The 22159-nt window shown below is 61.7% G+C and carries 18 protein-coding genes; 7 read left to right on the forward strand and 11 right to left on the reverse strand.

The genetic code is table 11. The features are described 5' to 3' along the window. Positions 1–8: 8 nt before the first annotated feature. The 10 genes from CHC01_RS16000 to urtA all read right to left on the reverse strand — a co-directional run bounded on the left by CHC01_RS16000 (position 9) and on the right by urtA (position 11494). Positions 9–2426, reverse strand: a complete 2418-nt coding sequence (locus tag CHC01_RS16000) for a bifunctional diguanylate cyclase/phosphodiesterase (protein WP_089265229.1) — start codon at positions 2424–2426, stop codon at positions 9–11. Between the two features lie 248 nt (positions 2427–2674). Continuing rightward, positions 2675–3628: a DMT family transporter gene (locus tag CHC01_RS16005; RefSeq protein ID WP_502695662.1), complete on the reverse strand. Its 954-nt coding sequence runs from the start codon at positions 3626–3628 to the stop codon at positions 2675–2677. A gap of 187 nt (positions 3629–3815) precedes the next feature. Next, entirely contained in the window at positions 3816–4655 is an 840-nt protein-coding gene (locus tag CHC01_RS16010; RefSeq protein ID WP_089265230.1) for an aldo/keto reductase, read from the reverse strand. Between the two features lie 68 nt (positions 4656–4723). Then, on the reverse strand, positions 4724–5065 hold the full coding sequence (locus CHC01_RS16015) for an FmdB family zinc ribbon protein (RefSeq protein ID WP_068735531.1): 342 nt from the start codon (positions 5063–5065) through the stop codon (positions 4724–4726). 189 nt (positions 5066–5254) lie between these two features. Continuing rightward, positions 5255–6484, reverse strand: coding sequence for a formamidase (fmdA, locus tag CHC01_RS16020; protein WP_089265231.1), 1230 nt, complete (start codon positions 6482–6484; stop codon positions 5255–5257). A 49-nt stretch (positions 6485–6533) separates the two neighbouring features. After that, positions 6534–7223, reverse strand: a complete 690-nt coding sequence (gene urtE / locus CHC01_RS16025) for an urea ABC transporter ATP-binding subunit UrtE (protein WP_068735526.1) — start codon at positions 7221–7223, stop codon at positions 6534–6536. Between the two features lie 10 nt (positions 7224–7233). Then, a complete protein-coding gene (gene urtD / locus CHC01_RS16030) occupies positions 7234–7989 on the reverse strand; it encodes an urea ABC transporter ATP-binding protein UrtD (protein WP_068735525.1) in 756 nt (251 codons plus the stop codon). A gap of 9 nt (positions 7990–7998) precedes the next feature. After that, positions 7999–9144: an urea ABC transporter permease subunit UrtC gene (urtC, locus tag CHC01_RS16035; RefSeq protein ID WP_089265232.1), complete on the reverse strand. Its 1146-nt coding sequence runs from the start codon at positions 9142–9144 to the stop codon at positions 7999–8001. A gap of 34 nt (positions 9145–9178) precedes the next feature. Next, positions 9179–10105: an urea ABC transporter permease subunit UrtB gene (urtB, locus tag CHC01_RS16040; RefSeq protein WP_089265233.1), complete on the reverse strand. Its 927-nt coding sequence runs from the start codon at positions 10103–10105 to the stop codon at positions 9179–9181. Positions 10106–10234: 129 nt separating this feature from the next. Then, positions 10235–11494: an urea ABC transporter substrate-binding protein gene (gene urtA, locus CHC01_RS16045; protein WP_089265234.1), complete on the reverse strand. Its 1260-nt coding sequence runs from the start codon at positions 11492–11494 to the stop codon at positions 10235–10237. 161 nt (positions 11495–11655) lie between these two features. Here urtA and CHC01_RS16050 point away from each other — a divergent pair, with 161 nt between their 5' ends. Beyond that, positions 11656–15030, forward strand: a complete 3375-nt coding sequence (locus CHC01_RS16050; protein ID WP_089265235.1) for a hybrid sensor histidine kinase/response regulator — start codon at positions 11656–11658, stop codon at positions 15028–15030. Then, positions 15020–15943, forward strand: a complete 924-nt coding sequence (locus tag CHC01_RS16055) for a response regulator (protein ID WP_089265236.1) — start codon at positions 15020–15022, stop codon at positions 15941–15943. The genes CHC01_RS16050 and CHC01_RS16055 overlap by 11 nt, the downstream gene beginning before the upstream one ends. A 35-nt stretch (positions 15944–15978) precedes the next feature. Here CHC01_RS16055 and CHC01_RS32600 read toward each other — a convergent pair whose 3' ends face one another. Further along, positions 15979–16146: a hypothetical protein gene (locus CHC01_RS32600; RefSeq protein WP_176454603.1), complete on the reverse strand. Its 168-nt coding sequence runs from the start codon at positions 16144–16146 to the stop codon at positions 15979–15981. Between CHC01_RS32600 and CHC01_RS16060 the strand changes: the two genes are divergently transcribed. From CHC01_RS16060 to CHC01_RS16080, 5 genes are all read left to right on the forward strand, one after another. Beyond that, the gene (locus CHC01_RS16060; RefSeq protein WP_089265237.1) at positions 16140–17345 is read left to right on the forward strand and encodes an ABC transporter substrate-binding protein; all 1206 of its coding nucleotides are present in this window, start codon (positions 16140–16142) and stop codon (positions 17343–17345) included. The genes CHC01_RS32600 and CHC01_RS16060 overlap by 7 nt on opposite strands. A gap of 6 nt (positions 17346–17351) precedes the next feature. Further along, positions 17352–19079 (forward strand): FAD-dependent oxidoreductase, encoded by a 1728-nt coding sequence (locus CHC01_RS16065; protein ID WP_089265238.1) that lies wholly within the window; start codon positions 17352–17354, stop codon positions 19077–19079. After that, positions 19079–19846, forward strand: coding sequence for an SDR family NAD(P)-dependent oxidoreductase (locus tag CHC01_RS16070; RefSeq protein ID WP_089265239.1), 768 nt, complete (start codon positions 19079–19081; stop codon positions 19844–19846). The genes CHC01_RS16065 and CHC01_RS16070 overlap by 1 nt, the downstream gene beginning before the upstream one ends. Before the next feature lie 27 nt (positions 19847–19873). Beyond that, entirely contained in the window at positions 19874–20659 is a 786-nt protein-coding gene (locus tag CHC01_RS16075; RefSeq protein WP_089265240.1) for an IclR family transcriptional regulator, read from the forward strand. Between the two features lie 172 nt (positions 20660–20831). Beyond that, positions 20832–22154 carry an ABC transporter substrate-binding protein gene (locus CHC01_RS16080; protein WP_089265241.1) on the forward strand — a complete coding sequence of 441 codons (1323 nt, stop codon included), beginning with the start codon at positions 20832–20834 and terminating at the stop codon, positions 22152–22154. The last annotated feature ends 5 nt before the right edge of the window (positions 22155–22159 follow it).

The following is a 22159-nucleotide window of genomic DNA, read 5'->3' on the forward strand; positions in this document are numbered from 1 at the left end:
GCCCAGAGCTAGCTGGCTCGCTTCACGGCGGCGGCGGTACCACCCGGGGCGCTGACGACGCTTTGATAATGCGCAATCGGCTGCGGGCGGCCGATCAGGAAACCCTGGATCTCCGCACAGCCCTCGGCGGCAAGAAACGACATTTGGGCGACGGTCTCGACGCCCTCGGCGATCACCGGGAGCTTCAACGAGCGGCCGAGCCCGATGATGGCATGGACAATAGCCGCGGACTGCGGATTGTCCTCGAGATTGGCCACGAAGGTCTGGTCGATCTTGATCTTGTCGAAGGGGAAAGCCTGCAGATAGCTCAGGCTCGAATAGCCCGTGCCGAAATCGTCCATAGCGACGCGAACGCCCAGTTCCTTGACGGCGTGCAGGATCGCGATGGCACCAGCAAAATCGTCAATCAGCACGCCTTCGGTGATCTCGATCTCGACACGCTTTGGGCAGAGACTAGTTTCCGCCAGAACGGCGGCGAGCATCCCGGGTACGTCGCCACGCTGAAAGTTGACTGGCGACAGATTGATGGCGATCGACAGCGGATTGACCCAGGTCGCCGCCTCGCGACAGGCCTCGCGCACCACCCACTCGTCGATGGCGCCTATCAGACCGCTCTCCTCCGCCAGCGGAATGAACACCGTCGGCGAGATGATGCCGCGCTCGGGATGCCGCCAGCGCAGCAGAACCTCGAAGGCGACCACAGCGCCCTCGGTGGTCGCCTGCGGCTGAAAATAGAGTTGGAATTGCTTGTTCTCGACCGCCACCGCGAGATCGCGTTGCAGCAGTCGCTTCTCGCGGATGTGCTGATCCATCGCAGCCTCGAAGAAGCGGATGGTGCCGCGTTCCTCGGCCTTGGCGCGATCGAGCGCCAGATCCGCATGCGCAATGAGAGCTTCGATATCCTGGCCGTCCTGCGGATAGACGGAGATGCCGATACTACAGCGAACATTGACGTGCTGGCCGTCGATCTGAAACGTATTATCGAGAATGCCCGACAACCGCGCACAGAGATCTTCCGCTGTTTGCGGCTCCGCGCCGAGATGAGACACGATCGAGAAGATATCGCCACTCGGCCGTGCCAGAAATGCACCGTTGCAGGCTTGCGCCAGCCGCTTCGCCAGCTCGGCCAGTACGGCGTCTCCGGTGGCCTGGCCGTATACATCATTTGTCTCTCTGAAGCGGTCGATATCGATCCGCGCGATCGCAAACGAGCCGTGTCCCGCCGAGGCCTCTTTGAAGACGCGGGCCAGATGTTCGTTGAAGGCAACACGATTGGGCAGATCGGTGATCGGATCGTGCCGCGCGAGATGCACGATCCGCGCTTCGCTGAGTTTGCGGTCGGTGATGTCGGCATGGGTCGCGACCCAGCCGCCATTCTTCATCGGCCGGTAGCGCACATTGATGGCGCGTCCATCCGGCAGCTCGGCGGTCTGGCTGCTCGGCACGCGATCCGCGAGCGCCGTCCGCATCTTCATCTCATAACTATCCATATCGACGAACAGCGTGCCAGCTGCCGCGCGAATTGCCAGCACCTGATCCTCAGTCGCGCCGGCGGACATTTTCGCCGGCGGGATATTGTACATGCGCATGTAGCTTTCGTTCCACAATTCGAGCAGGCCATCGGCGCTATACATGCATAGGCCCTGCTCCATATTGTTGAGCGCCGCATCGAGCTGCAGATTGCGCTTGCTCATGCTGCGGCGGGTGCGCTGATCTGTTACGGCAACGACGAGGCCCGCGATCACCACGGCGGCGGTGAAGGCCGCAATGGCCAGCGACAGTTCGATCGGCGACAGCAGACTTTGGTTCTCAGCGGCTGCGGCATTGTAGGTCAGATCGATCGCGCCCATGGCAACGAAGTGATGTATGCAGATCGCGAGCGTCAGAAGCAGTGCGGCAACGAGCAGCTTGCCGGACCGGTCGGCGGTCTGGGCGACGAGGATCGCCAAGGCGGCAATCACCATGCCGCCGACGACCGACGCCGTCACGAGGTCCGGCATCCACTGGATGATGGCGGGGATGCGCAGCGACGCCATGCCCATATAGTGCATGCAGGCGATGCCGAGGCCGATCACCGCGCCGCCGGCCAGCGCGTTCCGTTTGGTTCGATTAAACAGCGCGATGGCGAAGCCGGCCGTGGTCATCACTGCAGATGCGACGAGCGAACAGGCGGTGATGATGAGGTCGTAGTGGAGTTCGAAACCAGGCGTGTATGCGAGCATCGCGATGAAATGCGTCGCCCATGTGCCGAATCCGGTGACCGCACCTGCGGTAATCAACCACGCAAGGCGCGTGTCGGGCAATGCGGTGCGCGCACGCGTGAACAGGTTGACGGCAGCAAGGCTGGAAAGAAAACACACCGCTGCCGCCAGCAGAATCTGCCGCCAGTCATGCTGCAACTCGATGCAATTCCAGACTCGTAGCATAAAGATACCAACATATGACGAGATATCGAAGCATAGCGCGTGCAACGTTCGGAATGTTTAAAACTCACGGAAAAATTGCACAGAAGAGCAGTTATTCTTAAGCCGCGATAAAGCCCGAAATATGCCGGGTATCATCGTCCATGTTTGCGGAAAGATATGCAACACATTCGGATGTACCCACCGCAAGCGCCGTGGCTCAGGGGAAAATCGAGCAAGGGGGACGACCTGTCTCTATCAACAGCTCATCATTAGGCGCTCGGATAAGGTTCCGCCGGTGCGGTGACCTGCGCGCGGCGCACGCGTTCGCGATGTGCGGTGTAGACACCGCTGGCGATGATGATTGCAGCACCGGCGAAAGTGACAGCATCGGGCACTTCGCCAAACAGGAAGAAGCCGATCAGCGTCACCCACACCAGCTGCACATAGGAGAACGGTGCCAATACCGATGCATCCGCATAGCGGAAGGCCAATACGACAATCCAGTGGCCGACAGTAGCGGCAACGCCAATACCAACACCGAGCGCGATCTGCGTCCAGCTCGGTACGATCCAGTAGAACGGCACGATGACACTGAGCATGAGAAAGCCGGTGATCGCCGAGAACGCCATCGTGGTGATGGCGCGGTCGGCCCCGCTGATTTTGCGCGTCAGCACCAATGCGGTCGCCCAGCCCAGCGCCGAAATGATCGGAAAGATCGTACCGGGCTGAAACGCCGCGGTGCCCGGCCGCACGATGATCAATACGCCCAGAAGCCCGGCGATGGTGGCGGTCCAGCGGCGCAGACCGACCTTTTCGCCGAGGAAGAGAACCGATAGCCCGGTGACGAATAGCGGCGAGATGAAGCCGGTTGCCGTCGCCTCCGCGATCGGCAGATAGCCGAGCGCCATGATGAAGAAGATCGACGAACATAACAGGCCCAGCCCGCGAAATACCTGCAGCAGCGGCCGCGTCGAGCGCATCGGATTGCCCGAGGCCGGCGCCAACACGATCGGCAGCAGGATCGCGACGAACACCAGAAAGCGGATCCAGGCGATCTCCACCGATGGCATGCCCGTGCGCGACAGATACTTCGCCATCGCGTCCGATGACGCCAGAAACGCCGTCGAGCAAATGATCATCAGAATGCCGCGCAGCGGCCGGTCGGTATGGCGATGCGCCGATACAGGGGCAGCAGTCTTCGGCGGCGGAACATGACTTGTCACGAGCGGGGACCAATATGCGGGCTCGTCGGTGCATGCGAGCCGAATCGAATACGGCTCACAAAACGACGATCACGAGGCCGGGACAACTGCCGATATCAGGACACGGATATGCAGGCAGGCAAAAAAGCCTATGCCGGCCGATGCATCAGCGGCCAGCGTGCAGCGCAGCATCGATTTTACCGCATCCCTACAGCATCGGGAGACTGGAAGGCTCCCGGCCGAGCGGGAATACCTTTCCAATATCAGCCAGTTCGGCCGCGCTGAGCGTCAATGCACTCGCCGCCGCGTTGTCCGCAGCATGGACGGCCGAAGACGCCTTCGGAATTGCGAAGACCGTTGGCTGACGGATCAGGAAAGCGAGCGCCACCTGCCGCGGCGTGGCCAGATGGGCATCGGCGATCTGCTGCAGGATTTTGCCGCCCGGCGAGCGCATCGACGGGAAATCATTATGACCGAACGGCGAATAGGCCACGACGGCGACGCCATGGCTCTCACACCACGGGATCACACGGTGTTCGATGGCGCGTTCCTGTAAATGATAGAGCACCTGATTGCAGGCGATGGCGCCCTTGCCTGCGAGTTTCGACAGCTCGTTGAGATCGTCGACATCGAAATTGCTGACGCCCCAGGAGGCAATCTTGCCGGCCGCCTTCAACTCTCCCAAGGCGGCGACAGTCTCGGCGAGCGGAACCTGACCGCGCCAGTGCAGCAGGTAGCAATCGAGCAGGTCGGTCCCCAGCCGCTTCAACGAGCGCTCGCAGGCGGCGATGGTGCCCTTCCGCGACGCGTTGCTCGGCAGCACCTTGGAGACCAGGAACACCTCGTCGCGACGGCGAGCGATGGCCTCTGCAATCACGAGTTCCGCGTCACCATACATTTCGGCCGTGTCGATATGGGTCATGCCGGCATCGAGGCCGGCCTGCAGCGCCCTGACCGCCGCAGCGCGGTCACTGTGGTCGATATACCAGGTGCCCTGCCCGATGACTGAGACGTCGCGCTTGGTTTGGCCGAATGGATTGTGTCGCATGGCGCGCCTCCGCCTCCCGCGGCAATGAGGCACACGGGAGTGGACTTTAGCGCATCAATTCAGAGGAGTCAGTGGCTGATCATCCATGGCCGCGCTGTCGGGAAGCTCTTGGCGCCCGAGCGGGTCTGCTTCACCAGTCGCGACGGCTTCTTGCCGGAACAGCAGCCGCAACCGGCCCCGTGCGACGCCTTGTACTCCGCCGATGTCTTCGGCGCATTGCGGCTGCGCTCGTTGGTGGCGTGGGCCTTGCGCTTGTCGGAGGGCATGCAGAAGAATGCCGGCGCGGTCAGGATCACACGCGGTGCCTGTGTCGCGCAATGCGGGCAGTCCTGCGGGTCATCGCATTCAGCCATCGGCCGCATGTCGGTGAACGGGCCGCAATCGTCGCAGAGATATTCATAGACCGGCATGGGATGATCCATTGTGAGACAATGCCCTCTCCCCGTCATTGCGAGCGAAGCGAAGCAATCCAGAAAGCCGCAAGCGAGGGAAGACTGGATTGCTTCGTCGCTTCGCTCCTCGCAATGACGGCGGAGAGTAAGCGAAAGAAAAAGGGGCTGCGGGGTCGTGACGCCAACCCCGCAGCCGAGTTGACCGCGTTACTTGTCCGGCGAGAGCGGCATCTGGATGTCGCCCTTGATGTGCTTGATCGGGCCCGCCGACGACGGATTGATATCGAAGTCGAAGATCTGCGTCGGCAGCCACAGCGTGGCGCAGGCGTTGGGCACGTCGACGACGCCGGAGATGTGGCCCTGCACCGGCGCGGTGCCGAGGATCGAATAGGCCTGCGCGCCGGAATAGCCGAACTTCTTCAGATATTCGATGGCATTCAGACAGGCCTGACGATAGGCGATATGCACGTCGAGATAATGCTGCTTGCCCTGCTCGTCGACAGAGATGCCTTCGAAGATCAGGAAGTCGTTGTAGTTCGGCGTCATCGGCGACGGCTTGAACACGGGGTTCTTGATACCGTATTTCGACACGCCGTCCTTGATGACATCGACCTTGATGTGCAGCCAGCCGGCCATCTCGATGGCGCCGCAGAAGGTGATTTCGCCGTCGCCCTGCGAGAAGTGCAGGTCGCCCATGGAGAGACCGCCGCCAGGGACATAGACCGGGAAATAGACCTTCGAGCCGCGCGACAGATCCTTGATGTCGCAATTGCCGCCATGCTCGCGCGGCGGCACGGTGCGCGCGCCTTCGGCCGCAGCCTTCTCCTTCGCCTCGCCCTTCAGCCGGCCCATATGGGCAGTCGGGCCGAACGGCGGATTGGCAAGGCCGGGCACGCGGGTCGGGTTGGTCGCGATCAGTGCAGTCTCGCGCTCGTTCCAGGTGGCAAGCAGTTTCGGATCGGGCAGACAGCCGATCAGGCCGGGATGGATCAGGCCGGCGAAATTCACGCCCGGGATGTGGCGCGACGAGGTGTACATGCCCTTGAAGTCCCAGATCGACTTCTGCGCTTCCGGGAAGTGATCGGTGAGAAAGCCGCCGCCATTCTGCTTGGAGAAGAAACCGTTGAAGCCCCACAGCGATTCCTTCATCGGGCCGACATCGAGCAGATCGACCACGAGGAGATCACCGGGCTCCGCCCCCTTGACGCCGATCGGGCCGGACAGGAAGTGCACGATCGAGAGATCGATATCGCGCACATCGTCCGCGCTGTCGTTATTTTTGATGAAGCCGCCGGTCCAGTCATAGGTCTCGACGATGAAGTCATCGCCGGGATTGACCCATGCGACCATGGGAATATCCGAATGCCAGCGGTTGTGAATCATGTCGTTGTCGTAGGCCGACTGCGTAAGGTCGACCTTGATCAGTGTATCTGGCATTCAATGCTCCCCTTCGGTTACTGGTCTTGGTGGTTGAACGTAAGGCTGGTCAGACGGACAGGTACTTTGCGATTTGTGCCGCATCGATACCCTCACGGGCTTCGTCGCGAACGATTTCGCCGTTCTCGATCACCAGCACGCGGTCGGCGACATCGAGCGCGAAGCTCAGTACCTGTTCGGAGACGATGATCGACAGTCCCTTGGTGTCGCGGATGTGCTTCAGCGTGCGGGCCATGTCCTTGATGATCGACGGCTGGATGCCTTCGGTGGGTTCATCGAGCAGCAGCACCTTCGGCTTGGTGGCGAGCGCGCGAGCGATGGCAAGCTGCTGCTGTTGGCCGCCGGAGAGATTGCCGCCGCGGCGGCCTTTCATTTCGAGCAGCACCGGAAACAGCTCATAGAGATCGCCGGGCACTTCCTTCTCGCCGGAGGCGACGAGGCCGGTCTCGATATTCTCCTTCACCGTCATATGCGAGAAAATCATGCGCCCTTGCGGCACATAAGCGAGGCCACGCGCGACGCGCTCATAGCTCTTCAGCGCGCCGAGCTCCTTGCCTTCCATGGTCACCGAACCCGACTTGGTCGGCACGATTCCCATCAGGGATTTCATCAGCGTGGTCTTGCCCATGCCGTTGCGGCCCATGATGGCCACGATTTCATTGGGCTGCACCGACACATTGAGGCCATGCAGGACTTCGCTCTGGCCGTAAGCGACGTGGAGATCGTTGATCGCGAGCATGATGATCTCCTCAATGACCCAGATAGACTTCGATGACCTTGGGATCGTTCTGGACCTTCTCCATGGTGCCTTCGGACAGGATCTGTCCCTGATGCAGCACGGTCACCTTGTGGGCGATGTCCTCGACGAATTTCATGTCGTGCTCGATCACCAGCACCGAACGGTTCTTGATGATCGTGTTCAGCAGCTCCGCCGTCTTGACGCGCTCGCTCACGCTCATGCCGGCGACCGGCTCATCGAGCATCAGCAGGTCTGGATCCTGGATCAGCAGCATGCCGATCTCGAGCCACTGCTTCTGGCCGTGCGAGAGCACATCGGCATACATGTTGAGACGATCCTTCAGGAAGATCATCTCGGCGACCTCTTCGACGCGCTCGCGCACCGCGGCATCGCGCTTGAACATCAGCGAGCCGAACACCGAGCGCCCGCGCGGATAGGAAATCTCCAGGTTCTCGAAGACCGTCAGATCGTCGTAAACCGACGGCGTCTGGAATTTGCGGCCGACGCCGGCCTGCACGATCTGGTTTTCCTTCAGCTTGGTCAGCTCCGTTCCGCGAAACTGCACCGACCCCGAGGTGGCTTTAGTCTTGCCGCAGATCAGATCGAGGACGGTGGTCTTGCCCGCGCCATTGGGGCCGATGATCACGCGGATCTCGTTCTCCTCCACATAGAAGGAGAGATCGTTGACCGCCTTGAAGCCGTCGAAGGAAACGGTGAGCCCTTCGACCGCGAGCAAAAACTCTTTGGGCTGATGTCCGATGAGCATGATGTCCCCTTACTCGGCCGGCGCGCCGTCGGCGGCGGATTTGATGGCCCAAGCCTTCTTGGATTTAGACGAGCGCATGGCGATCAGGCGATCGATGTGACGCGCCACGTGATCGCGCCAGATGCCGGACAGGCCATTGGGGAAGAACAGCACCACGGCGATGAACAAGCCGCCGAGGCCGAACAGCCAGAGCTCGGGGAAGGATTCCGACAGCATCGTCTTGGCGTAGTTCACCAGCAGCGTGCCGTAGACCGCGCCGAAGATGGACATACGGCCGCCAACCGCCGTGTAGATCACCATTTCGATCGACGGCACGATGCCAACGAAGGACGGCGACATGAAGCCGATCTGCAGCGTGAACATGGCGCCGCCGATCGCCGCGAACATCGCCGCGGCACAGAAGGCAAAGATCTTGAAATTGGCCACGCTGTAACCGGAGAAGCGGACCCGGTCTTCCTGTTCGCGCATCGCCACCAGAATGCGCCCGAGCTTGGTCAGGCGGATGAACTGCGCGGTGATGATACAGGCAAACAGCACGAAGACTTCGAAGAAGTAGAGGATGACTTTGGCGTGATCGGTGCGGATATCCCAGCCGTTCAGCGTCCGCAGATCGGTCATGCCGTTGATGCCGCCGGTATAGCCCTGCTGGCCGATGATCAGGATGGTGGCGATCGCCGCGATGGCCTGGGTGATGATGGCGAAATAGACGCCGCCGACGCGGCGCTTGAACATCGCAGCGCCGATGATGAAGGCCAGCAGCGTTGGCACCACGAGAATGGCGATGATCGTCAGCGTCAGCGAGTGAAACGGCTTCCAGAACATCGGCAGCGACGTGATCTGGTTCCAGTCCATGAAATCCGGAATGCCGGGGGTCGACTGGATCTTAGTGTTGGCGACGCTGGAGGCTTCCAGCTTCAGGAACATCGCCATGCAGTAGCCGCCGAGGCCGAAGAATACGCCCTGCCCGAGGCTGAGGATGCCGCCGTACCCCCAGCACATCACCAGACCGATGGCGACGAAGGCATAGGTCAGATATTTGGCGACGAGGTTGAGACGAAACACATCGAGAAACAGCGGCAGAATGACTGCGAGCAGCAGCAGCAGCGACAGGAAACCGAGAAGCTCCGAGCGGTTGAAGAAGCGTGAATTGATCATGGTGAGAATGCCCTGCTCTGTCTGTAATGCGCGCTTACTTGCGGACCTTGAGGGCGAACAGGCCCTGCGGCCGGATCATCAGGATCGCGACGATGGTGAGCAGCGTCAGCACCTTGGCCATCGAGCCGGACATGAAGAACTCCATGGTCGACTGCGCCTGAGAGATGGTGAAGGCCGAGGCGATGGTGCCGAACAGACTGGCCGCGCCGCCGAACACCACGACGAGGAACGTGTCGACGATGTAGAGCTGGCCGGAGGTCGGGCCAGTCGAACCGATCATGGTGAAGGCGGAGCCCGCGATCCCCGCGATGCCGCAGCCGAGGCCGAAGGTGTAGCGGTCGACCTTCTCGGTATTGATGCCGACGGCGCCGGCCATCACGCGGTTCTGCACCACGGCGCGAACCTGACGACCCCAACGCGACTTGTACATGATGTAGGCGACCACCATGGTGATCCCCAGCGTCAACACCATCACGAAGATGCCGTTGATCGGCACTTCGATCGTATCGGTGACCTGCTTGGAGCCCATCATCCATTGCGGCAGTTCGACACCGACTTCGCGCGCACCGAACACCGAACGATAGGCCTGCTGCAGGATCAGGCTGAGACCCCAGGTCGCCAGCAGCGTATCGAGCGGGCGCTTGTAGAGATGCCGTATCAGCCCCCATTCGACCAACATCCCCAGCGCACCGGAGGCGATGAAGGCGAGGATCATGGCGACGAAGAAGTAGCCGGAGAACAGCGACGGCAGATGCGACTGGAAGAAGCTCGAGGTCAGCCAGGTAACGTAGGCGCCGAGGATCATGAATTCGCCATGCGCCATGTTGATGACGCCCATCTGGCCGAAGATGATTGCGAGGCCGAGTGCCATCAGCACATAGACCGAGAACAGGATCAGGCCGGCAAAGCCCTGCATTGCGAAGATGGCGCCAAGATCGCCAATCGAATAGTCGCCGAACATCGATCCGTCCTCCGTCAGGGAAAGGGTCCCGCGCCGCGCGATGAGACGCGACGCGGAGTTGTCGTGCGCGGATAGGTCGTCCGCGCCAGGGAGAAGCTGCGCGGAGACACGCTCCGCGCTTGAGGAGGCTTACTGGTAGCCCTTCGGGAACGGATCCGGCTCGATCAGTTCGGGCGTCTCGTAGACCACCTTGAACTGGCCATCGAGCTGAGCCTGGCCGACGCGGGCCTTGGACCACAGATGGTGGTTCGGATGGACCTTGACGTAACCTTCGGGCGCCTTGGTGAATTCGATACCCGCAGACGCAGGTGCGATCTTGTCGATATCGAAGGAGCCGGCCTTTTCGACCGTCATTTTCCAGAGCCACGGGCCGAGATAGGCGGCCTGCGTCACGTCACCGATCACGGTCTTCTCGCCCCACATCTTCTTGAAGGCGGCGACGAATTCCTTGTTGTTCGGATTATCCAGCGACTGGAAGTACTTCATACAGGCATAGGCGCCCGCGATGTTCTCGCCGCCGATACCGTCGATCTCGTCCTCGGTGACCGAGATGGTCAGCATGGTCTGCTTCGACAGGTCGATGCCGGCCGCCTTGAGCTGCTTGTAGAAGGCGACGTTAGAGCCGCCGACCACTGCCGCATAGATCACGTCCGGCTTGGTCAGCTTGATCTTGTTGATCACCGAGTTGAACTGGGTGTGGCCGAGCGGGAAGTATTCTTCGCCCGACACCTTGCCGCCGAGCTTGCCCTCGATGTGCTTGCGGGCGATCTTCATCGACGTGCGCGGCCAGATATAATCCGAGCCGATCAGATAGAAGCTCTTGCCGTTCTTGGTCTTGGAGACCCAGTCGAGGCCGGCGAGGATCTGCTGGGTGGCTTCCTGACCCGTATAGATCACGTTCTTCGACTGCTCGAGACCTTCATAGAAGGTCGGGTAGTAGAGCATGCCGTTATATTGTTCCATGACCGGCAGCACCGCCTTGCGGGAGGCCGAGGTCCAGCAGCCCATGATGGCAGCGACCTTGTCGTTGACCAGCAGCTTCTTGGCCTTTTCAGCGAAGGTCGGCCAGTCCGAGGCACCGTCTTCCTGGATGAACTTGATCTTGCGGCCGAGCACGCCGCCCATGGCGTTGATCTGGTCGATGGCGAGCTTTTCAGCCTGCACCGAGCCGGTTTCCGAGATGGCCATCGTACCGGTGACCGAGTGCAGGATGCCGACGGTGACTTCCGTATCGGTAACCGCAAGGCCGGTGGTATTGATGGCCGAGGTGGCCGGCGCCTGCGCAAAAGATGTGCGCGGAAGCAGCGACATTGCCGGCAAAGCCGCCATGCCCATCAGCAGTTTACGCCGCAATGGCGAGTGCAAGCCCGGTTTCTTCTCGTCTGACATTTCAACCCCACTGGTTCGAGTACGCCTATTGGTGAGGCAAGCATTGCTGAACTTGTGCGGTGCACGGATACGCGAGATCGCGTATACTGCACCGCAAAATGCCGACGTAGGTTTTTGCATCACGCAAACATGCGTAGTTTGACAGGGTCAGGAGCGGAGTAGTGGCAGGGCGGCAGCGTATCGACCGCGTGAGACGCCAGTACAATCAATGGGTCGCCAACCAGACCCTGGAGGATTACGCACTCCGCTTTACGGCGAAGAGCGCCAGGCGCTGGTCCGCCGCGCGGGTCGCCAACACGGCATTAGGCGCCATTTCGTTTCTCGCCCTCGAGGCCATCGGCGGCACCATCACCATCAATTACGGCATGACCAACGCCACGGCAGCGATCCTGGTGGTCAGCGTCATCATCTTCTGCTGCGGATTGCCGATCGCATATTATGCCGCAAAATGCGGCATTGATATCGATCTCCTCACCCGCGGTGCCGGTTTCGGCTATATCGGCTCGACTGTTACCTCGCTGATTTATGCGTCTTTCACCTTCATCTTCTTCGCCATCGAGGCGGTCATTCTCGCCTCGGCGCTGGAGATGTGTTTCGATATTCCGCGCCCCATCGGCTACCTGATATCGGCCGTGGTCATCATCCCGCTGGTGACCCATGGCATCACACTGATCAGCCGTTTCCAGCTCTGGACCCAGCCGATCTGGCTGGTGCTCAACCTGCTGCCTTTCGCGGCCATCGCCTATGCCAGCCGCGACTCCTTCGTGGCCTGGACCAAATTTCCCGGCGACCACGGCAGCGCCGCCGGTCATCTCGATCTCCTGCTGTTTGGCACGGCCGCGTCCGTGGTGTTCTCGCTGGTCGCGCAGATCGGCGAACAGGTCGATTTCCTGCGCTTCCTGCCGCGCGACCGCCGCAGCTCGCGTGCGAGCTGGTGGGTGGCGCTGCTGTGCGCGGGCCCGGGCTGGATCGTTGTCGGCGCGATCAAGCTGCTGGCCGGCTCGTTCCTCGCCTATTTCGCACTGACCCACGGCGTTTCGGCCGAGCACGCCGCCGAGCCCGCGCATATGTATCTCGAAGCGTTTCGCTATGTGCTGTCGCAGCCTGATCTGGCGCTCGCCTTGACAGGAACCTTCGTGATCCTGTCGCAGCTCAAGATCAACGTCACCAACGCCTATGCGGGCTCGATCGCCTGGTCGAACTTCTTCTCGCGCCTCACTCACAGCCATCCCGGCCGCGTCGTCTGGCTGGTGTTCAATGTGCTGGTCGCGCTGCTGCTGATGGAAATCGGCGTCTACAAGGCGCTGGAGCAGACGCTGGCGCTGTACTCGAACGTTGCAATTGCATGGGTCGGCGCGCTGGTCGCCGATCTCGTGATCAACAAGCCGCTCGGACTGCGCCCGCAGCAAATGGAGTTCAAGCGCGCGCATCTCTACGACATCAACCCGGTTGGCGTCGGCGCGATGCTGGCGGCAACCGTGATGTCGGTCAGCGCCTTCTATGGCCTGTTCGGGCCCACTGCCAAGGCACTGTCGCCTTTCGTGGCGCTGATCACCGCGCTCGCCACTGCCCCCATCATCGCCTTCGCGACAGGCGGGAAATACTACATTGCCCGCAAGCCGAAGCGCGCCTGGCAGAACATGGCAGCGATCCAGTGCTGTATCTGCGAACATTCGTTCGAGCCCGAGGACATGGCGCATTGCCCGGCCTATGCCGGCCCGATCTGCTCACTGTGCTGCTCGCTCGATGCGCGCTGCCACGATCTCTGCAAGCCGCATGCGCGGATCGACGCACAGATGTCGGCGACGTTCGGCAAATTGCTGCCGGAGCCAATCCTGGCACGACTCAATTCGCAGCTCGGCCATTATCTTGGCGTGTTCATGATCGCTGCCGGCCTCGTCGGCCTGACGCTGGGACTGATCTATCTGCAGACCTCCGCCGCATCGCCGGGAGACAGTGCGCAGGTCTCGGAAGTGCTGTGGAAAGTGTTCTTCGCGCTGGCGATCATCATCGGCGTGGTGGCATGGCTATTCGTGCTGGCCAAGCAAAGCCGTCGTGCCGCGGAAGCCGAGACCAAGCGGCAGACCACCCTGTTGATGCAGGAAATCGACGCGCACAAGCGCACCGATGCCGAACTGCAGCGCGCCAAGGAGGTCGCAGAATCCGCCAACCTCGCCAAGAGCCGTTATGTGGTCGGCCTGAGCCATGAGCTTCGCTCGCCGCTCAACGCCATCAGCGGCTATGCGCAGCTCCTGGAGCAGGATGACAGTCTGCAGACCCGCCCGCGCGATCAGGTCCGCGTGGTGAAACGCAGCGCCGATCATCTCTCCGGCCTGATCGACGGCATTCTGGATATTTCCAAGATCGAGGCAGGTCGTCTCTATCTGTCGCGTGACGAAGTCCGTCTCACCGATTTCCTCGATCAGCTCGTCGGCATGTTCCGCCTACAGGCCGCAGCCAAGGGCATCGACTTCGTGTTCCGGCGGCCGAACATTTTGCCTACGGTCGTCTATGCCGACGAGAAGCGGCTACGCCAGATCCTGATCAATCTGCTCTCCAATGCCATCAAGTTCACGCAAGCAGGCAGCGTACAATTCGTGATCCATTATCGCAGCCCGGTCGCCGAATTCGAGATTGTCGATACCGGACCCGGCATTCGTCCCGACGATCTCGAACGCATCTTCGCCCCCTTCGAACGCGGCGCGCTTGGCGCTGCGCAGCCGCATACGGGCACCGGTCTGGGTCTCACGATCTCGAAACTGCTTGCGGGTGTGATGGGCGGCGATATCCGCGTTAGCAGCGAGGTCGGCACCGGCAGCACGTTCCGCGTCAAGATGCTGTTGTCCGAAGTGACCAACCCGACGCGCATCGCGCCGGTGGATGCGCCGATCTATGGCTATCACGGCGCGCGCAAGACCATTCTCGTGACCGACGACGATCCGACGCAGCGCGACCTCTTGCGTCAGGTGCTGACACCGCTGGGCTTCATCCTGCTGAGCGCGCCGGATGGCCAGGCCTGCCTCAGCCTCGCCCAGCATTGCCGCCCCGATCTGTTCCTGCTGGATATTTCCATGGCCGGTATGGATGGCTGGACCGTCGCCGAGAAGCTGCGGTCGTCAGGCCACCATCAAGCGCGTATCCTGATGGTCTCGGCCAGCGCGCTGGAAGCCCATGGCACACCGCTCGCCCAGCCATTCCATGACGGCTACCTCATGAAGCCGATCGAACTGCCGCGGCTGCTCGAACAGATTGGACAACTCCTGAAGATCGAATGGCAATACGAACGCGACGAAGTGGCACCCCTTCCGCAGTGGACGCCGAACAGCGGCACACGGCCGCCGGTGCATCATGTGGAGGAACTCATTAGCCTCGGGCAGATGGGGCACATTCGCGCCATCCAGCTCAAGCTCGACGAGATCGGCAATGAACACCCCGAACATGCCGACTTCGTCGCGCAGATGCGTTCGCTGATCGACCGCTTCGACCTCGATCAATACATGGCCACCTTGAAGACGCTGTACACCTATGACCACTGAATCCAAAAAGCGCGACGTCGCACTGGTGGTCGATGACTCGCCGGAAACACTGCGGCTGCTAACTGATGCCTTGGACGGCGCCGGCATGACCGTGATGGTGGCCATGGACGGCGCCGCGGCGATGCGCATCGTCGAGCAGATCACGCCGGACATCATCCTGCTGGATGCCGTCATGCCGGGGATCGACGGCTTCGAAACCTGTCGCCGGCTGAAGCGCGACGCGGGCCTCGGCGACGTGCCGGTGATCTTCATGACCGGGCTCTCCGAGACCGAACACATCGTGCGCGGCCTCGAGGCTGGCGGCGTCGATTACGTCACCAAACCGATCATCATCGAGGAAATGCTGGCGCGTATCCGCGTGCATCTCGCCAATGCACGGCTGACGCAGAGTGCGCGCACCGCGCTCGATGTCTCCGGACGCTTCCTCCTTGCCGTGAGCAACAAGGGCAATATCCTCTGGGCCACACCGCAGGCGCAGAAATTGCTCAGCGATCACCTGATCGCCGCGCCCAATGATGAATTGCTGCTGCCACCAGTCATGATGCAGTGGCTCGAGCAGATGCAGCGGCCGGGCGCCAAACCGGCACCGTCATCGGGCTTTCCGAGCAACGAGCTGCTGCGTCTGCAATATATGGGGAAAGTCGGCTCCGACGAATTCCTGCTGCGGCTCGCCAAGGAAAACGCGCCAACCGCTCCCGCCGAATTCAGCAAGGAGCTTGGCCTCACCGGCCGCGAGGGCGAAGTGCTGTCCTGGCTCAGCAAGGGCAAGAGCAACCGCGATATTGCGCAGATACTCGGCCTCTCACCGCGCACCGTCGACAAGCATCTCGAGCAGATCTACGCCAAACTTGGCGTCGAGAACCGTACTGCGGCTGCGGCAATTGCGGTGAATGCGAGCCACAGACGGCAATAGCTTCAACCCGTCATTCGGATAGTTCGGCTCCCTCTTCAATTGATTTGATGCTGCGCTGCACGAGCGGCATCGCCGCGCATGCCGATGCGGGCGTATTCATATATTCGCCATTGACAAACCTTTTCGCCAATATCTAATTTGTCGAAAAACAGAGAATGAATGGCCCGACACGAGGCCGCATTGGGGAGAGAAACAGATGACACGCCAGTTCCTGGTGTGCGCAGCCGCGCTCACGCTTTGGACATCCACCGCCTCCGCTCAGGTCTCCGACGACGTCGTTCGCATCGGCGTTCTGACCGATCTCTCAAGCTGGGGGCGCGACAACAGCGGCCCCGGCTCGGTCGAAGCCGCGAAGATGGCGCTCGAGGAATTCGGCCCGACAGTGCTCGGCAAACCGATCGAGATCATCAGCGCCGATCACCAGATGAAGTCGGACGTCGGCATTCAGATTGCTCGCAACTGGTTTGATGCCGGCAAGGTCGACGCCGTTGTCGATATTCCGAATTCTGCCATCGCCATCGCGGTTCATAATCTGGCGAAGGACCGCAACAAAATCGCACTCCTGTCCGGCCCCGGCGCAAGCACGCTCACGGATGAACTGTGCAGCCCCAACACGGTCCACTTCACCTACGACACCTACGCGCTTGCGAAGGTGACGGCCTCTGCGGTGGTCGCCGGCGGTGGAAAGTCATGGTTCTTCATCACGGCCGACTACGCCTTCGGCAATCAGCTTGAACAGGACGCGACGCGCTTCATCAAGGCCAGTGGCGGCACCGTGCTGGGCGGCGTTCGCCATCCGACCAATACCGCCGATTTCTCGTCCTTCGCGCTGCAGGCGCAGAACTCGAAGGCTGAAGTCGTCGCCTTCGCCAATGCCGGCCAGGACACTGACAATTCGATCAAGCAATCCGGTGAATTCGGCCTCGTCAAGGGTGGCCAGAAACTGGTCGGCCTGTTGATGTTCGACACGGACGTGCATGCCATCGGGCTGGAAGCGGCTCAGGGCACATACCTGACAACCGCGTCCTACTGGAACATGGACGACAAGACGCGCGCCTGGTCGAAGAAATTTTTCGACCGCACCAAGGTGATGCCGACCATGATCCAGACCGGCGTCTATGGCTCGGTGCTACACTATCTCCAGGCCATCAAGGCTGCCGGCACCGACGATCCGGCCAAGGTGATGGCCAAGATGCGCGAACTGCCCATCGAGGACACTTTCGTGCATGGCGGCAAGCTGCGCGAGGACGGCCGCGTCATCCGCGACATGTATCTGGCCCGAGTCAAGAAGCCGTCAGAATCCAAGGAGCCCTGGGACTATCTCGACATCGTCAAGACGGTGAAGGGCGATGACGCGTTCCGGCCCGTCTCTGAATCGAAATGCCCATTGCTGAAGAAGTAAATCATCATGGCTGTTGATCCCAAAGCGAATATCGAGCTCTACGAATGCGACGTGCTGGTCGCCGGCTCCGGCTGCTCCGGCATGTCGGCGGCGATCACCGCCAAACATAGCGGGCTCGATGTCCTGATCGTCGAAAAGGAGCCGCGGTTCGGTGGCACGACCGCACGCTCCGGCGGCTGGCTGTGGATTCCCGGCACCTCGCTGGCGCGCGCCTGGGGCATCAATGAAGGTCCTGACGAGGCGCGCACCTATCTGCGCCACGAGGCCGGCAACAGTTACGACGCCGCACGCGTCGATGCGTTTCTCGCCGCAGGGCCCGAAGCGGTTGATTTCTTCACAAGCAAGACGGCGGTGCGCTTCGATATGCCGCTGACTTTTCCCGACTACGATGCGGAGGCGCCCGGCGGCAAGCAGGGCGGCCGTTCCATGGTGGCGCGGCCGTTCGACGGGCGTGAGCTCGGCGAACATATCAAAGATATCGGCGCGCCCCTGCCCGAACTGACGGTGTTTGGCATCATGCTTGGCTCCGGCAAGGACATCATCCATTTCATGCGCGCGACCAAGTCGCTGACCTCGGCGGTCTATGTGGCCAAGCGGCTGTCGAAGCACTTCATGAATGTGCTGCGCTATGGCCGCGGCATGACACTGACCAACGGCAACGCACTCGCCGGCCGGCTCGCCAAGTCGGCCTTCGACCTCAAGATCCCGCTCTGGCTATCGTCCCCGGTGCGTGAACTGATCATCGAGAACGGCGCGGTCCGCGGCGCCATCATCGAACGCAACGGCAAGCGCGTCCGCATCTTCGCACGCCGCGGCGTGGTGCTCGCATGCGGCGGCTTCCCGCATGACATCGAACGGCGCAAGGCAATGTTTCCGCATGCACCGACCGGCCGAGAGCACTATTCGCCCGGTCCAACCGGCAATACCGGCGACGGTCTTCGTCTGGCCGAATCCGTGGGCGGCCGTGTCGAAGATTCATTGCCGAATGCCGCTGCCTGGGTGCCGGTCTCGGTCACTCATCGCAAGGATGGCAGCAAAGGCGTGATGCCGCACTTCATCGATCGCGCCAAACCGGGTGTAATTGCCGTGATGCGCGACGGTGCCCGTTTCGCCAATGAAGGCAATTCCTATCATGCTTTCGTCCAGCAGATGATGAAAGCAGCGAAGCCCGGCGAGGAGATCGCGGCGTGGCTCGTTTGCGACCACCGCGCCTTGCGCCAATACGGACTCGGCGCCGTACCGCCGTTTCCGATGCCGATCGGCCAGTATCTGAATTCCGGTTATCTCATCAAAGGTAATACGCTCGAGGAGCTCGCGGGCAAGGCCGGCATCGATGCCGGCGGCTTCGTCACCACTGTCGCGCAATTCAACAACACCGCCGCCGAAGGCCGCGATCCCGCCTATGGCAAGGGCTCCCGCGCCTATAATCGCTATCAGGGCGACGCCAACCACGGGCCGAACCCCTGCGTCGCGCCAATCGAACAGGGGCCATTCTATGCCATCAAGATGGTGATCGGCGATCTCGGCACTTATGCCGGCATCAGGACCGATGCGCAGGCACGCGCGCTCGATGCCGGCGGTCAGGTCATCAACGGCCTCTATGCGGCCGGCAATGACATGGCGAGCATCATGGGCGGTAATTATCCCGGCGCCGGTATCACGCTCGGCCCCGCGCTCACCTTCGGCTATATCGCCGGCCGCCACCTCGCCGGCACACCGGTAAAGGCAGCATGATGGCCAGCTACGCACCCGATTTGCTGAAGGGACAATTGGCGCTTGTAACGGGTGCTGCCGCCGGCAACGGTCGTGCGATTGCGCTGGGTCTGGCTGCACATGGCGCCGATGTCGTTGTCACCGACATCGACCGCGACGGTGTTGCGCGCACCGCGAACGATATCGCGGCCACAGGGCGGCGATCGTGGCATCACCATCTCGACGTTACGGATGTGGATGCCTGCCGACAGCTCGCACAGACCGTCAAAGCGAGTGCCGGCGACATTTCGATCCTGATCAATAATGCCGGCATCATCATTCGCGAAGGCATCGATTCCGAACGCGCCGTGGAGAACTGGCGGCGCGTGCTCGACGTCAACCTCAACGGCGTTTTCAACGTCACCCACGCCTTCCTGCCCGCCTTGCGCGCGCGACGCGGCAGCGTGATCAATCTTGGCTCCATCGCCTCCTTCGTCGGGGTCGCCGATACGCTGGGCTATTCGCCCTCCAAGGGCGGCGTAAAACTGCTGACGCAGGCGCTGGCGCGCGAAGTCGCCAAAGACGGCGTGCGCGTCAACGCCATTGCGCCGGGCGTGATCGAAACGGCCATGACCGAGGCAACGCGCAACGATCCGGCGCGGCTGGCCGGCTTCCTCGGTCGCACGCCAATGGGGCGCGTTGGCCAGCCCGATGAGCTGATCGGCCCCGTGGTCTTCCTCGCTTCATCCATGGCGTCCTATGTCACGGGCGTGACCTTGCCAGTGGATGGAGGCTTCCTGGCCGTGTAGTGTCCGCGGCACTGGTTTGGGGCAAGCATGGCTAAAGAGAGTCGCGGTATTCAGTCGATCGAGGTCGGGGGTGAATTGCTGCAAGCGCTGGTGCGCAATGGGGAACCGATGATGCTGCGGGATCTGGCCCGCGAGGCCGGCATGTCGCCAGCCAAGGCCCATCCCTATCTTGCCAGTTTCTCCCGCATCGGCCTGATCGAGCAGGACCCCTCCACCGGCCGCTATGAATTCGGAGCGCTCGCCCTCGAACTCGGCATCGTCACGCTGCGGCGCCTGTCGGCGGTTCGCGTGGCAACGCCGGCCATCACGGCATTGGCCGGCACCATCGACCACGCCGTCTCGCTGGCGATCTGGGGTACCCATGGACCGACCGTGGTGCGCATGGAGGAGCCCAGCCACCCTGTGCACATCGCGATGCGTGTGGGCTCCACGGTATCATTGCTCGAAACTGCGACGGGACGTGTCTTCGCGGCATTCATGCCACCTGCGACCATCAATGCCGCGCTCACCGAGAATCTCGATCGGCTCTCGATCGGCTACGACCCGAACCGCAAGATAAAAGGCCCGGCCATCGACAAGATCCTCGCCGACATCCGCACGCGCGGGCTGGCCCGCGCCGTCGGCGAGCCCTTGCGCGGCGTCAATGCCTTCTCGGCGCCGGTGTTCGATCATAGCGGCGCGGTGGTCCTGGCCGTGACCGCCATGGGCGCGGTGGGCACCTTCGACGTCAACTGGAACAGCCCGATCGCCAAGGCCCTGCTCGATTGCACCAATGCGATCTCGCGTCGGCTCGGCCGCGACGTCAAGGACTGAGCAGCGCAGCAATCTGCGTAAGATGCGTGCAGGGTGCAAAGTTGTCTGACAACCCGACGCGTGGCCTTGTCGCCCCAGTCCATCGTGTTACGATCCCTTAGGCGCATCTCCGGTCCACGGGGAGCGACCATAAAATCACCGCCGGTCAAGGCGGCTCGAGGGAGGATGACACATGGCTCTTTACGGCCCGACACGTCGTGCCTTTGTGCAGGGGGCGCTCGCCACCAGTGCGCTTGGCCTCACCGGCATTCCAGCTTTCGCCGATCCCGCCTGGAAGAAGTACGCAGGCACCACGATTGAAGCCAATCTGATCAAGGGCCCGCGCGGCGAGCTGCTGCAGAAATACGCCTCCGAATTCACGGAATTGACCGGCATCAAGGTCGAATCCGAGGTGATCCCGGAGCAGCAGCAGCGCCAGAAGGCCGTTATCGAACTCACCTCTGGTAAGCCCAGCTTCGACGTCGTGCATGTCAGCTACCACGTCCAGAAGCGCCAGTTCGAAAAGGCCGGCTGGCTCGCCGATCTCACAGGCTTCATGAAAGATCCGAACCTGACCGCGCCGGATCTGAAAGTCGAAGACTTCTCCGCCGGCGGCCTGCAATTCGCCCAGAACGACAAGGGCGAGATGCACTCGCTGCCGTGGTCGGTCGACTATTTCATCCTGTACTACAACAAGGAGATGTTCGCGAAGAAGGGCGTCGCGGTTCCGAAGACCATGGATGAGATGGCAGCCGCCGCCGAGAAGCTCAACGATCCCGCCAACGGCATCTACGGTTTCACCGGCCGGGGCTTACGCAATGCCAACATGACGCTGTGGACCAACTTCTTCCTGAACTATGGCGGCGAATTCCTCGACGCCAAGGGCAACATCCTGACCGATGGGCCCGAGGCGATCGAAGCGACCAAGATGTATCAGCGCCTCCTCACCAAGACGGCACCTCCCGGCGTCGCCGGTTTCAACTGGATGGAGTCGATGGCATCGCTGACGCAGGGCCGCGCGGCCATGTGGATCGACGGTGTCGGCTGGGCGCCGCCCATCGAGGATCCCAATGCGTCGCGCGTGGTCGGCAAGATTGGCTACACCGTCGTGCCCGCCGGACCGAAGGGGCAATTCTCCGCCGCCTATGGCGACGGCATCGGCATCGCCAAGACCAGCACCAAGAAGGAAGCCGCCTATCTCTATTGCCAATGGGCGGTGTCGAAGACCATGGGCGCCCGGCTGTTGCAGAGCGGCGGCGGCGTGCCGTTCCGCAATTCGATCCTCAATGACGAGACGGTGCGCAAGGGCGTGAAGAACCAGGAGTGGCTGGATTCGGTGATCGCCTCGGCCAAGATCAGCAAGCTCGGCCTGCCGGTCATCGTTCCTGTCGCCGAATTCCGCGACCTTGTCGGTGCCGCCGTCACCGCGACTTTGGCAGGTGCAGATCCGGCTACCGAGCTGAAGAAAGCCCACGAACAGTTCCGGCCGATTCTGGAGCGCAGCGAAAAATCGTGAGCGAA

This window comes from Tardiphaga sp. OK246 (assembly GCF_900188215.1).
GTDB lineage: Bacteria > Pseudomonadota > Alphaproteobacteria > Rhizobiales > Xanthobacteraceae > Tardiphaga > Tardiphaga robiniae.